General features: G+C 45.6%; 15 protein-coding genes. 7 read left to right on the plus strand and 8 right to left on the minus strand.

The window, feature by feature from the left end:
* Window positions 1-113 precede the first annotated feature (113 nt).
* Window positions 114-515, plus strand: a complete 402-nt coding sequence (locus tag IT393_11830) for a hypothetical protein (GenBank protein ID MCC7203334.1) — start codon at window positions 114-116, stop codon at window positions 513-515.
* A gap of 130 nt (window positions 516-645) precedes the next feature.
* On the opposite strand, the gene IT393_11835 is transcribed toward IT393_11830, so the two are convergent.
* From IT393_11835 to IT393_11865, 7 genes are all read right to left on the minus strand, one after another.
* Window positions 646-1,146, minus strand: coding sequence for a TlpA family protein disulfide reductase (locus IT393_11835; protein MCC7203335.1), 501 nt, complete (start codon window positions 1,144-1,146; stop codon window positions 646-648).
* 87 nt (window positions 1,147-1,233) lie between these two features.
* The gene (locus IT393_11840; protein MCC7203336.1) at window positions 1,234-2,415 is read right to left on the minus strand and encodes a hypothetical protein; all 1,182 of its coding nucleotides are present in this window, start codon (window positions 2,413-2,415) and stop codon (window positions 1,234-1,236) included.
* Window positions 2,416-2,515: 100 nt separating this feature from the next.
* A complete protein-coding gene (locus IT393_11845; GenBank protein MCC7203337.1) occupies window positions 2,516-3,370 on the minus strand; it encodes a hypothetical protein in 855 nt (284 codons plus the stop codon).
* Window positions 3,367-4,290, minus strand: coding sequence for a hypothetical protein (locus IT393_11850; protein ID MCC7203338.1), 924 nt, complete (start codon window positions 4,288-4,290; stop codon window positions 3,367-3,369). Before IT393_11850 ends, IT393_11845 begins: the two co-directional genes overlap by 4 nt.
* Window positions 4,291-4,292: 2 nt before the next feature.
* Complete coding sequence (locus IT393_11855) at window positions 4,293-5,129, minus strand: class I SAM-dependent methyltransferase (GenBank protein MCC7203339.1); 837 nt, start codon at window positions 5,127-5,129, stop codon at window positions 4,293-4,295.
* An 84-nt stretch (window positions 5,130-5,213) separates the two neighbouring features.
* On the minus strand, window positions 5,214-6,617 hold the full coding sequence (locus IT393_11860) for a M48 family metalloprotease (protein ID MCC7203340.1): 1,404 nt from the start codon (window positions 6,615-6,617) through the stop codon (window positions 5,214-5,216).
* A gap of 126 nt (window positions 6,618-6,743) precedes the next feature.
* Window positions 6,744-8,795 (minus strand): acetate--CoA ligase family protein, encoded by a 2,052-nt coding sequence (locus tag IT393_11865; GenBank protein ID MCC7203341.1) that lies wholly within the window; start codon window positions 8,793-8,795, stop codon window positions 6,744-6,746.
* 134 nt (window positions 8,796-8,929) lie between these two features.
* Here IT393_11865 and IT393_11870 point away from each other — a divergent pair, with 134 nt between their 5' ends.
* The 6 genes from IT393_11870 to ftsY are packed head-to-tail and all read left to right on the plus strand — an operon-like array spanning window position 8,930 to window position 12,859.
* Complete coding sequence (locus tag IT393_11870) at window positions 8,930-9,148, plus strand: hypothetical protein (protein MCC7203342.1); 219 nt, start codon at window positions 8,930-8,932, stop codon at window positions 9,146-9,148.
* The gene (locus IT393_11875; protein ID MCC7203343.1) at window positions 9,105-9,779 is read left to right on the plus strand and encodes a response regulator transcription factor; all 675 of its coding nucleotides are present in this window, start codon (window positions 9,105-9,107) and stop codon (window positions 9,777-9,779) included. The genes IT393_11870 and IT393_11875 overlap by 44 nt, the downstream gene beginning before the upstream one ends.
* Window positions 9,779-10,765 (plus strand): PhoH family protein, encoded by a 987-nt coding sequence (locus tag IT393_11880; protein MCC7203344.1) that lies wholly within the window; start codon window positions 9,779-9,781, stop codon window positions 10,763-10,765. The genes IT393_11875 and IT393_11880 overlap by 1 nt, the downstream gene beginning before the upstream one ends.
* Entirely contained in the window at window positions 10,765-11,226 is a 462-nt protein-coding gene (ybeY, locus tag IT393_11885) for an rRNA maturation RNase YbeY (GenBank protein MCC7203345.1), read from the plus strand. The genes IT393_11880 and ybeY overlap by 1 nt, the downstream gene beginning before the upstream one ends.
* Window position 11,227: 1 nt before the next feature.
* A complete protein-coding gene (locus IT393_11890; GenBank protein ID MCC7203346.1) occupies window positions 11,228-11,926 on the plus strand; it encodes a diacylglycerol kinase in 699 nt (232 codons plus the stop codon).
* A 15-nt stretch (window positions 11,927-11,941) separates the two neighbouring features.
* Window positions 11,942-12,859: a signal recognition particle-docking protein FtsY gene (gene ftsY / locus IT393_11895; GenBank protein MCC7203347.1), complete on the plus strand. Its 918-nt coding sequence runs from the start codon at window positions 11,942-11,944 to the stop codon at window positions 12,857-12,859.
* A gap of 6 nt (window positions 12,860-12,865) precedes the next feature.
* Here the strand turns inward: ftsY and IT393_11900 are convergent, their stop codons facing one another.
* Window positions 12,866-13,636, minus strand: a complete 771-nt coding sequence (locus IT393_11900) for a DsbA family protein (protein ID MCC7203348.1) — start codon at window positions 13,634-13,636, stop codon at window positions 12,866-12,868.
* Window positions 13,637-13,648: the final 12 nt, after the last annotated feature.

Below are 13,648 nucleotides of genomic sequence, written 5' to 3' on the forward strand. Positions count from 1 at the left end.
GGGTGCTCCCGGTTATCCTCCCTCTCCTCAATATCCGGTCAATTTAATCTGATAAAGAAATCCTTTTATACAAAAGATTGTGAAAAAAAGATAGGGGTTTTAGATAAGATAATGTGACAGGTTACACTTGGATATACAGTGAGACCGATATGACAGGTCAGAATCCGGCTAACGGAGAGACTGTAAATCAGATTGTAAGTGGAAAGCTTGTTAAAGAAAACATCCGCTATGCCAACTATGATATGGCCCGGGTTAACGAAACCTACATTGGTGTAGCCGATGAAATCATCAATGGGATCTACTATCTCGGAGGATATGCCATTCCCTATAACTTTACTGACGGTTTCCCGCTGAGGATGGGACCTGATACATGGGTTAATCTACAGATTGACGCCATGGATATTAATGAACCTATCCCCGCCCAGTCCTGTGCACCAACAGATTGGCCCACCGGGGATTATCAGGGTATAAACTTTAATTTTAGATTCGGTGATGGAAGCACTCACAGTATATGAATTGCTTGCCGGCTGGGGTGGAATCTCAGAACCAGTATATCTGGATGGTATAAATATTACCCAGCAGATGCTGAACCTCTGTGACAATTCTTTAATAGAACACCGGCACCTGCCCTTATCCTATCCAATTCTACTTATCTGTTATCTTTCTAATCTCTGAGATAAGCACTTCCTTTGGTGTCGTGGAGCCCCTGAATCTGATAACCCCATCCCCGTCTATTATAATCACAGTAGGCATGAGCCTCTGCATGTACTTTCTGTTGACATCCTTTGCAGGGTCAAGGAGATAGGGAAAGGTAATATTAGTCTTGAACTGATTCAGGTATGCCAGCACATCCTCCTTTGTGTCACCGGCAGTGTTGACCCCCAGGAAAACCGCCTTCGTCTTCCCTTCATTCAGCATCTTCTGCAGCTCCGTTGCCTGATTCATGCATGGTTCACAGATATGGAACAGACCCAGTATAACAACTGAACCCCTGTATTGAGACAGAGATACCTTTTCACCCTTTACAGAAGTCAGGGTAAAATCAGGGGCACTGTCACCAACCATAGGAACGGACACGGCAAGTGTGGCGCCGGCTGTCAGGAAAAGACTCAATGTCAGGATTATGGCAACTATACCTTTGTTCATGCTCAACCCCCTTCACCCGAAAATCCTTCCTTATTCATTATTGATGGAATTTTCTGAAAAGTAAAGGAACGGCAAAACTCAAAGATATTACTGCGGAGTAATATTTTGTGATGTATCAATGATATCACTGCCCAGTCGCTGTATCATCCCCTGTTGGCTTTCGTCCAGCATTTTGTTATTACTGAGCTGTTCTATCAAAGCCGGGATGAACTGGGACAATACTGTAGATATAGTATTGATAGCAACCGTTGATTGCCGGATAAGGGCTGAAAACTCTTCCACCAGTTTTGTCCTGTAGGCAGACAAGGATGACAATGTGTCAGACGTGGCAGAGCTGGCATCTGCGGCCTGATTCCCTGTAACTGATGCATCTGCAGGTGCAGGTGCGGTCAGGGTCTGCGCAACTCTAACCATTACAGAGGCCTTCATCATCGCCTTTAAACTCATTATTGATAATGAATTTGTAGCCGGAGCGGCAACTGCTGGTTCTAAAGTTGCTGGAATGACCGCAGCTCCGCCTGTATTCCCGGCAGAGACGGCTTCCGAAGCAGATGCGCCATCCTCAGGAAGGACTTCCTGTGACTGTGCCTGCACAGGCTCATCAATAGAAAGTCTTGTACCACTTATATGCATGGATGCCTTTGTTTTTGCCTTAAAGGCTATCATCGTCGCGACATCAGGGGCAACATCCGTATCAGTTCCAGAGACAAGTCCGCTGTCATCGGATGCAGACTCCTGGGCGGACAACAGTGGCGTCTCGCCTGAACTTCCTGTCGTTATACCGTATCCTTTGATCTTTTGAGAGTATTTCAAGTCAGCATCAAAGTGTGAGAGGGTTTTCATCGAGTCCAGTGACAAAGAAGAGACCATGTCCTCTTCCATCATCCCGTTGCCGTAAAGATAATTCGTAAACATATCTTCTACTGACTGAAGCAGTTTCTGAATGTCGGCAATCTCCTCCTCACTAAGATTGCCTTCCACCGCAATAGCGACATCGTTTGTGGTGACTATACGATTAGTGCTCGCTGATTCTGATGTCTCTGCCCCTGTCAGGTTTCCCTGGGAGTCATAGCTGGCATACATTGTTTCCGACCTGGACTTGCTGAATAATGTAACGCGGTCCCCTTCTGCTGTAGTAATTTCAATTTCCGCTTTGGCCTTTGTCCTTGAATAGACAGCGAGTTGGGGGTCTAAGGAACCCTGCGTGTTCTGTGCAAGAAGATTATTGAGGTTAAAATTACGGAATAATGAGTGACCGATTGTTTCCATGGCAACCCTCCCTGGTTAAACAGGCACTTCCCTGCGCCTTGTTTTGTACGCACACCTTATCGGATTGCCAAAATTAAACTTAACAGAACATGTAATCATTTTATTGATTTTTCATTATCTCACCCCGTGCCGCCTCGTAATCACCTATATAGACATCATAAATTATATTGCCGTTTGAACTGTTTATCCTGCCCTCATACTGTGATTTAACTGCTGTTAGCCTTCTCCTGACAGTCTCACTAATAAACCTTGCATCTCCTTCTATATCTTTAACTGCCTGAGGGTTCACAGGTTTTACCATGATCTTTCCCCGCATTTCTCTGGTTGTCGTCAGTTTAAAAGCACCTGTAATGGCCTGAATCTTCCCGGGATCTTTGACAAGGGGGATCAATAAGGACTTCTTCTGTGCCTCAAAGATCTTAGTCATGTGGCCATCTGAGTTATCCCCCCAGAACCTAACCCCCCCCTCCTTCCATTCGCTGAAGTTTGGCGTAAGCATACCCGTTTTTGAAATATCTGAAGGACTCTTATAGAGCTTCAGCACGTTTTGCAGTGTCTCTTTCTTATTTCCTATAAGGACCCATCCATCCCATAATGCATATGAGGATAAGAGTTTTTTTTCCGGCGGCCTGCCTGGGTTGTATAAAATCTTTTCTCCATGCGGACCTTTGATGGTTTTTGCACTCTTTCCCCCGGAAATCCTGTCCAGGAATGGGGAAGAGCCCTTGTACGCAATTACCGGGATGTCATCAGGGAAATAAGTAATCATATAGAATGATGATGGAAGCTTTGGAATTATGTTTTCCCCCCCTGCCGTAAAGCGGAGGTTTTTGGATACAAACTCTCTGACCCCGGGCTTTTCTTTATTGAATTCAAAGGTAAGAGCAAAGAGGCTGTCCACCATCAACATCGTCAAAAATACAGACAAAATAATTCGTATTAATATTTTACTCATTGTCTTTCTCCTTCAGGATGAATCATGATATTAACCGTTAAGTTATTTCCTTCGGTCTTTACCGAACTGTCAGTTTTCATATTCTGCGTTGAGAGCAGCCTGTCAAGAAGGGCTATAATATATGTAACATCACCCTCTAAACCAGCAATGTCACCATCCTCACGGCATATAAGTTCAATGGTTCCTGCGATCGTGTCACTCCCTGTCTTTCGTATTTCAAGTCTCCCTTTGATAAGGCTGGCGGCTGATGGCAGCAGGATAAAGCCTGCCCTATCCTCAAGCATCTCAACACCCCTCGTTATATCCCCGTCAATGTTTGAAAACGAGATACTGGTTATAACCTTCCTGTCCCCGCTCCCCATGGCTGAACCCTGAATGTCTGCCCCCTCTGTGCCCGTTCCTGCTATTGAATCAGGTCCTGTAATCTTTTCGATAATCTTCTCACCCTCAGCAACGAACAGTGTCCTGCCATCCTGATAAAAAAGGACCCTCGTTCCTGAAGGTGTTCTTAATATATTTCCTCCCTCGATCGCACCCATACCCCTGTATTGCATCTGCCCTATAATAATCCCGTGCAACATACTGAACAATCTTGATCTCCATCCGAGGTCTGCAACCACAGCCCATCCTTCCCCCTCTTTGCCTCCCTGAAGATAAAACTTTGCTGCCGGAGGGACAACCGGCCTCATAAAGAAAGGTATATTGCCCACCCTGGCAGAACTTCCCGGTAAAACAGACATTATTGAAGAAAATGGTTTGTCCATCAGCGGCCTTAGCCTGACCATTCCTGAAATATAGGCACTGTCGCGGAGTACATCTTTTCTTGCAGAAGGGTGGAGCGGCATAAAAAACCAGAGGATAACTGCAACAATAAAAATCAGTATGGCAAATAATATAACTCTGGACCTGGAAAATCGCATCCTTAAATCTTTCTGGCTATGAGAGATGCGCCTATACCCAGCCCCCTCAAGCCGGGGAGCCGGCTGAACATGGCGTCAAACTTACTGAGGGCCATTACGGCCTGACTTAAGAGACCTTTCCCGGAGGGGGAGTAGTGAATATTCTGAGGCAGTAGATTTGGCAATATAATGATCCCTTCAAAAGATACTATCCTGAAACCGCAGGACTCCAGTATTATCCTGATCTCCCGCGGGGTAAATGTCTTAAATCTCATGGTATTATATCTGCCGGTGGAGTCTATAAACGACCATATCCGTACATGCCCCTCATTCAGGCTTGCATTAACTGCCGCCTTCAGTTCATCCCATTCATAGAAAAGACTCATATTCCATTTGTTGTCAATATCAAAAAAGACATGTGCGCCCTCTTTACATACCCTGGCTATCTCGTTGATTGCTGACGGGTATTCCGTATGAATATGACTTATTATATCCCCGTATGCAACGACACAATCTATAGAATTGCCCTTAACAGGTATTTGAGTGGCAGATGCCACATAGAAGTTGCAATCAGGGATGCCTTTACATGATGCCTGTTCAACAGACAGCGGCGAAATGTCTATGCCTATTACCCTGTCAACCCCTTTTAATGAGGCTATCCGTCTTGACAAAATACCTGTGCCGCACCCTATGTCCAGTACAGTCCCATGAAATTTACTGCTGTTCTTTTCTATTGTCCTGTTAAAAATATTATAGAATATTTTGAGGGCGGGTACTTCGGCTACCCAATGATCATATACATCAGCCAGACTATCGTATACCTTGTCAGGATTTGCAATTACAGTATCAGTAAAGTCCATTCGAAAATGGGTAATGAATTTTGTAAGCTGGCGTTATTTTATCAACGGTAAATAATATGTCAATAGCAAAATACTAAATATTTGTTATAAACCCTCGCGTTTAATTTCTTCGATCTCCTGCAAAATCCTGAATTGCATGGGTGTTCCGGTTTTTATCAGGTCTTTAGCCCTGTTGAACTCATTAAGTGCACGCTCAGGGACTAAGCTTGTCTTGAAGTACATGGCAGAATAAAATGCCTCCAGGCCCACGTCTCCGCTTTTTCTGTATGCCATTGCAAGATAGAAATTGGCCATGGCATCTGAATCATTTATTCTCAGCGCATTCTCAAGGTGCAATATGGCTGCTGGAAGATTGTCCGAATCAATCTCTATGATGCCCATTATTACATGAACAGGCTCATAATCTTCATTGAGTCTTATGCTTCTGACCGCTGCCTCCCTGCTCCTGAGAAGGTCCTGTTGTTTTAAATAGCAGTATGCAAGATCTGCATGGTAGACATAATTATCCCTGTTACTGGCTATGGCAGCAAGGTATTTGGGAATTGCGTCGCTGTAGCGTCCTGCCTTCATGTAAGCAAGGCCTGACAGATAATTTAAGGCCTCCTCCCTTCTGTCTTCAGGTATTTGATCAATTTTCATTGCCTGCATGAATATTGAATTATCTTTAAGGTCTATGTCACGGGATAAGAGCGTTGCCTGCATCCGCAGCCAGTCCTGGCTAATAACAGGTTTTGATCCGCCATCAGCTGCAGTGTCCTCATCATCGGATTTTTTCAAGAGATATGCGCCTACCCTGTCCCTCCTTTCTTCAAGGCCCGGATGAGTAGATGCATACGCAGGAACCATCTGGGGATTAAATCGTTCATAACGGATCATGGTGTCAAAGAAATTCAGGAGTCCTTCGGATGAGTAGCCTCCCTTTCCAAGGTATCTGAGCGCATAACTGTCCGCCTCCGACTCATTATCACGGCTGAATTGCAGCCTTATATCGAGATTGGCGGCCCCTGCAAGCGTAAGTGCAGCAGGGTTTCCGCCGCTCAGAAGGATAGCGGCAATAGTGGCAATATCGAGCGCAGCAATCTTTTTGTCGTCTTTGAAGAAATGTCCCCTTTCCACATGCGCAATCTCATGGGCAAGTACGCCGGCAAGCTCCCCTTCATCCCTTAATTGAAGAAGAAGGCCGTCAAAAACAAAAATGTATCCTCCTGGTATGGCAAAGGCATTCGGTTGACTTTCTTTTACCACAAAGAAATGATAACTGTCAGGATTAGACCCTATTTTACTGACAATGCGCCGGCCTACGCTGTTGACTACATTTACTACATCCGGGTCTTTGACAAACTGGTAATGCTGAAGGGCCTCCCTTACAAAGGCCCTCCCCATCTCCTTGGATGGGGGAGGTGTGGCATCCGTCCTTGCCGGAGGATATGATTTGCAGCCAATTAGTGCAAGTATCAGAAATATTAATATGAAAGGCCTTATCTTCACTCGAAAATCCCTGTATACCCGTCATTCCCACGGAACCTGTCCCCCACAGGATTTAAGCGGGGAGTGGGAACCCAGAACCAGGCATCGGTCTGGATTCCCGCTTACGCGGGAATGACATTATTCCTACTACATTATCACCCTTGCATCTACTACAGTCAGTCCGCCGGAATATGCAATCGCCGGATTGAATTCCATTTCCATGATTTCAGGGAACAAATAAATTACCTCAGAAACTCTGACAATGGCTTCAGCCAGTGTTTCCATGTCTATACCTTGAACCCCCCGGACACCTTTTAATATATCATACCCTCTTATTGACTCTATCATCCGCAATGCACCATTGTGAGTAACAGGGGCGATATCATATATTACATCTTTCAGGATTTCTGTGTAAGTCCCGCCAAGCCCAAACATTACCACAGCGCCGAAGTCAGGATCCCTTATAGCGCCAATGATAACCTCTGCACCTTGCGGCGCCATCTCTTCAATTATCACGCCTGACACACGGGCTTCAGGGACATTTCTCCTGACTGAACTGATTACTTCCCTGTACGCTTCTATAAGCTCCCTCCTGCCGGATATACCAAGTCTTACTCCACCAACTTCAGTCTTATGAATTACATCAGGTGAAACCACCTTGACGGCAACCGGAAACCTCAGCCTGCTGACACCGGCCAATGTCTCTTTCTGACTTCCTGCTGTAAAATATTCCGGGGATCTGAGATTCATGGCGCCAGGCAGTCCCCTGACATTGCCAGGCTGCAGGTCCTTAAGCAGAGACTTTATTCCAGGATACTCCCGGACATTTTCAGGAACAGGTTCTGTATGGGTATCTTTCAGAAGCGCTGCAACTGCCTTCACCATTCTTAATGGTGTGGGGAATACGGGTATTTTGTCCTTCATAAATGCCGCTTCCAGAGTTTTCCCATCCTCTGAAAAAGGATGAAGAGATGCCACCGGTTTATTATAATCCTTTAAACTGCCTGCAAGGAGTCTGCCCAATCCCGTGGTAACACCGGGGACAGTCATAAACGGTATAAGGAGGGCAGCATCAAAATAATCGAGGCATTCACGAAGTACAAGGGCAAACTGTTCATCAGTAGAATTTCCAGTGAGGTCTATTGGATTGGACAAGGAATAATAATGAGGCAGAAGTGACCTGAGACGCTCCTTAGGCTCAATTGGAAGGTCAGCTACCTCAAGACCCTCCCTGTTACACAAGTCTGCCGTCATTACCCCTATACCACCGGCATTTGTTACTATTAGTATCCTGTTTCCCTTATGCGGCCTCTGCATGGAAAATGTCTTTAACAGGTCTGTAAACTCCTCAAGTGTGTCTGCCTCGTAAATCCCGCTTCTCCTGAATGCCGCCTGGAATATCTCATGTCGTCCTGACATTGAACCTGTGTGTGATCTGGAAGCCCTTTTACCTGCAGGCTGCTGACCAAGCTTTAAAACAACAATTGGTTTATTGCATTGCCTGGCTGCACGGATAAATCCCCTTCCATCTCCAACAGATTCAATGCAGATGCCGATAACGCCGGTATCCTCATCAGAACTGAGATACTCAAGCAGCTCTGTCTCTCCAACATCAATCCTGTTCCCATAGCTCACCGCCTTTGCAACTCCAAGCCCTTCCTGTTCCATCAGGATAAGCGTCGTACCCAGAATGGACCCGCTCTGAGAAATTATGGATATGTTGCCAGCCCCGGGTCTCGGAACTTTATCATACGGAAGAAAAAATGTGTCGAGTCCGGTATATGGATGAAAGATTCCAAGGCAGTTCGGTCCGATAATACGGATGCCTGCATTGCCTGCAATTTCCTTTATTTCCCTTTGTATGGCATCTCCGCCCTCTGTCTCGGCAAATCCTGCGGTTGCTATGATGACATGATGAATGCCTTTTTGTGCATGCTCACCGAGAAGGGTCGGTACAGTTCCTGTCGGAGTTATGCAAACTGACAACGACACATCACCAGGTATGTCATTTACTGAAGGAAAACATGGGATACCGTGGAGCAGAGGGTGTTTTGGGTTTACAGGATATATCCTGCCTTTAAAACCATGAATGAGATTCCTTATGATGATGCCTGACGGCTTTGCCAGATCCTCAGATGCCCCAACTACGGCTATTGAAAGAGGATAAAAAAATGGATCGAGTCCACACGATTTTGTCATGTTGAGGATAGCATACAGCATCCGTTGAATCTGTCAACCCGACAAAGCCAGTGTCTGCGTTGACCCCATCCTTTACAACACCTGTGAGATGGGATAAAATAGACAATTGAGCATATAGTAAATAGCCCAATAAAATGCCTGAAATTGAAAGCGAAAGATTCAGAGAAAGACTCCTCATTGTTGATGACGATGAAAGCGTGAGGGATATCTCGAAACACTTTTCTCACATCATGGTTATGAAATCATGGCGCAAGGTATGGGTAGAATCCGATCACGGCTGCGGTACGACTGTAAGTATGGAGATACCTTATGGGTTACCCCAGGCAACAGGCGTTGCAACAAAAGGTTGTTAATTTACTTATAGTGGATGACCATGCCCTGTTCAGGCAGGGGCTCAGGCGCATCCTTGAATCATTGAATTGGATTTCCGTTGTCGGAGAGGCCGCTGACGGGAATGAGGCGGTTCATTTGGCCCGTGAGACCAATCCTGATATTATCCTGATGGATGTATCAATGCCGCATCTTAATGGACTTGAGGCTACTCAGAGGATAAAGCGAATTTTACCTGATACGGCAATCATTCTCCTTACCATGTATGAAGATAATTTCCTCCAGGAAGACGGGATGAGGATTGGCGCTTCAGGTTATCTGCCCAAGAAGTCCGTTGACAGGGAGCTGTTTGACGCAATAGCTGCTGTCTCTGCGGGAGATAAATATTTCTACAGGTTTTCTCATGTGCCTCAGGATGCAGGAAGGTTTTTGCCATCATCGGGGATATCATACGAATCCCTCAGCGCCCGTGAAAAGGAGGTGCTTCGCCTTCTCGCCGGAGGCATGACCAACAGGGGCATATCTGAACATCTATGCATAAGTATAAATACAGTGGAAACCCACCGTAAAAAGATCATGAAGAAACTTGATCTTCATAACCTGAGCGACATTATCAAATATACAATGGTGCATGGTCTACTCAGGCAGGCGTGATGTCAAATACTACATTAAAGATACGGCTTAAAGAACGCATTGATCCATATACCCTGTTTGGAGGCGGTGATGCCAATCTGCGGATGATAGGGGAGAGCCTTGGTATTAAGGTTGTTGCAAGAGGTCATGAGATCATTCTGGATGGTCCCCGGGAGAAGATCAGGACAGGACAGGAAGTAATTACAGGTCTTACAGCTCTTGTTGAGGAGGGCTATTCAATAAAACCTGATGACGTTGATTATATTATCAGACAGGCTCTTAAGGATGATAAATTGAAAATCACAGAGGTGTTTCAGGAGGCAGTTTCACTGCCTTCAAAAAGAAAGCTGATTATTCCCAAATCCCATACTCAGTCAGAGTACATGAAGGCGATACGTGACAACGACATTGTTATAGGGATAGGACCGGCAGGCACAGGCAAGACATATCTGGCAATGGCAATGGCGGTCTCTGCGCTGGTAGGGAAAGAGGTGAACCGCATTATACTGGCCAGACCGGCTGTTGAGGCCGGAGAGAAGCTCGGATTTCTTCCGGGTGACATGTATGAAAAGGTAAATCCCTATTTAAGACCGCTTTATGACGCCCTGTACGACATGATGGAGACTGAAAAGGCAAACAGGCTGATTGAACGCGGCGATATAGAGATTGCCCCGCTTGCATTCATGCGCGGCAGGACTCTCAATGATTCTTTCATCATACTTGATGAAGCACAGAATTCCACCTCAGAGCAGATGAAGATGTTCCTGACGAGGCTTGGTTTTAATTCCCGTGTAGTGGTAACAGGGGATATTACGCAGGTTGATCTGCCTGCAGAGAAGGTCTCAGGCCTGATTGAGATACAAAATGTGCTCTCAGGAATTAAAGGGATAGAATTTGTATACTTTACAGAGAAGGACGTTGTAAGGCACAAATTGGTTCAGGATATAATTAAGGCCTATGATATATTTGTTTCAAGGAGAAAAAGAGTTAAAAAATCCAGGACGTAATGATTATAGAGGTAAAAAATAGTCAGAGAAAATTCAGGGTCAACCTTAAAAAAATTAAGGCAGATGCTTATAAAATATTATCACTGTGCAGGACCGGTGAAACAGAATTAAGCATACTGATTGTAAACAACGGATTCATGAGAATACTTAACAGGCAATACAGGGGGATTGACAAACCAACCGATGTGCTTTCTTTTATCCCCTCAACACCAACCCATATGGTTAAGACGGTCCCGGAGGATGGTAAATCCGGAAGATTCCTTGGAGACATAGTGCTATCAATGGAAAAGATACACTCGCAGGCAGCAGAGCGGGGTCATTCCACGGATAAAGAGTTTCGGATTCTGCTGATACATGGCATCCTCCATCTTCTGGGGTATGATCATGAAATCTCGCAAAAAGAGGCCCGGAGGATGAAGCGGAAGGAAAAAATCATCTTATCCGGATTACAGGACGCCTGACATGAAACCGGGTAACTTTTTTGAAAGCGCAAACCTTGCGGTAGAAGGCATCCTGTATGCTGCCAAGACCCAGAGGCACATGCGCTATCATTTCTGGGTGGCCGGGGCAGTCATTATAGCAAGCCTGCTCCTCGGTGTTACCCGCATTGAGTTTCTTATCCTTTGCTTCATAATCCTGCTGGTCCTCCTGTCCGAAATGATTAATACCGCCATTGAGTCAATTGTAGACCTTGTATCACCGGAATATAATCAGCTTGCCAAAGTTGCAAAGGATGTCGCTGCGGGCGCCGTCTTTCTGGTCTCTGCAGGCGCGCTGATCACAGGCTACCTGATCCTCTTTCCATATGTGAAAAAACCATTCAGCAGAGGTGTCATGTACGTGGAAGACACATCAGAACATCTTACGTTAATAATCCTGATCCTTGTTATTATTGCCGTGGTGCTCGCAAAATCACATTACAGGAAGGGAAGGCCTTTCCTTGGCGGCCTTCCAAGCGGACATGCCGCCGTATCATTTGCCATCGGCACATCAGTTGTCTTTTTAACCAAAAATGCATTAGTATCAATACTGACGTTTATATTATCCTTTTCCCTGGCTTACAGCAGGATAACAATGGGTATACATACTGCCGGTGAGGTTATATGGGGTGCAGTGCTCGGCACTGTAATTACTATACTGATATTTCAGTTGTTTGGATGAAGGCAGGATTATCAAATGAACTTCTTTTCTAAGATTACAGACAAGTTAAGCAGCAAAATTTCACGTACCAGAGACAAACTTGTAGGAACGATTGATACGCTCCTCTCAGGATTTAAGAAGGTGGATCCGCTTCTTCTGGAGGAATTGGAAGAGGTGCTGATCGCCGCAGACCTCGGTTCTGCTGTAACCGCCAGACTTATTGAAAAGGTAAAAAAGGATAAGATAACAAATCCTGACGGAGTCAGAACCTCTCTTAAAGAGGGGATGCTTTCAATACTGACACAACATGAAGGTTCTTTGAATCTCGATGCGGCGAAACCTGCCGTCATAGTAATAATAGGTGTGAACGGAACCGGCAAGACCACTACTATAGGAAAGTTGTCTGAGAAACTCAGAAGGGAAGGCAGAAGAGTTGTGATTGCTGCTGCTGATACCTTCAGGGCAGCGGCAATTGATCAGCTCGTCATATGGGGCGAACGAAGCAGTGCATCCGTGATCAGGCAATCTGACGGCGCTGACCCCGCTGCCGTTGTATATGACGCCATTGCCTCTGCCAGGGCAAAGGGGGCGGATGTACTTATAGTGGATACAGCCGGACGTCTTCATACAAAGGTTAACCTGATGGAGGAACTCAGGAAGATCCGGAGGATCCTTGAGAGAGAACATCCCGGGAGTCCGCATGAAGTGTTACTCGTTCTTGATGCAACAACAGGTCAAAATGCCCTTTCCCAGGCACGCCTCTTCAATAAAGACATAGGAGTCTCGGGTATAGTATTAACCAAACTCGATGGAACTGCGAAGGGCGGCATAATACTCAGCATTACCGAAGAGCTCAATATCCCGGTTAAGTTGATCGGGGTAGGCGAAGGGATCGGGGATCTGAAAGACTTCGACGCAAGGGAATTTGTAGACGCCCTGTTTGAGCAGGCATGAAATATTCTATTTTACAGGTTCCGCAAGCAACTGGTCAATCACCTGTTCAAAAGATGCAAGAGGCCTCGCGCCAACCAGTTTTTTTCCAACAACCTCTTTTTTACCGCTCTGTGTCCTGCCGATGACAAAGGTTGGGGTACCGGACACCGTAGCCTTTATCCCATCCTCCAAATCCTTTGTTATCTCTTCAGCATGTCTTCCGCTGTCCAGGCACGCATTAAACGAATCAGCATCCAATCCAATCTCAGTAGCATACTGTCTGAGATTGTCCAGAGAGAGGGCGCTCTGATTGTCGAATAGTTTATCATGCATTTCCCAGTATTTTCCCTTGTCACCTGCACAATTGGCAGCCTCAGCGGCCTTAGGAGCATTTTTATGGAAGTCTAACGGGAAGTCTCTGAAAATATATTTGACTTTGCCGGTATCTATATATTTCTTTACTATATCAGGTAATGTGTTCTTGACAAAGCGTCCGCAGAACGGGCACTGGTAATCTGAAAATTCTATGATGGTTACGGGTGCATCTGACCGGCCCAGAAAGGGATCATCATCTGTGCCTGCTGTAACTTCCTGCAGCTCCTGAGATGGCTGAGCCGGAGCTGCTGCGCTTTTTGCCTTCAGTGTCTCAACGTCTTTTTTCAAATCCTGCATATCTTTCTTCAGGGATTTTATTTCATCATCAATATTAATCTGATTTGTCTCAGCAGCATTTACCGGATGTATCAGAGGTAACAGCAAAAACAACACAAGAGCCGAAAACAATAAACCTTTTCTCATAAAATTCTCCTT

Source organism: Nitrospirota bacterium, from assembly GCA_020851375.1.
Taxonomy (GTDB): Bacteria; Nitrospirota; 9FT-COMBO-42-15; order HDB-SIOI813; family HDB-SIOI813; genus RBG-16-43-11.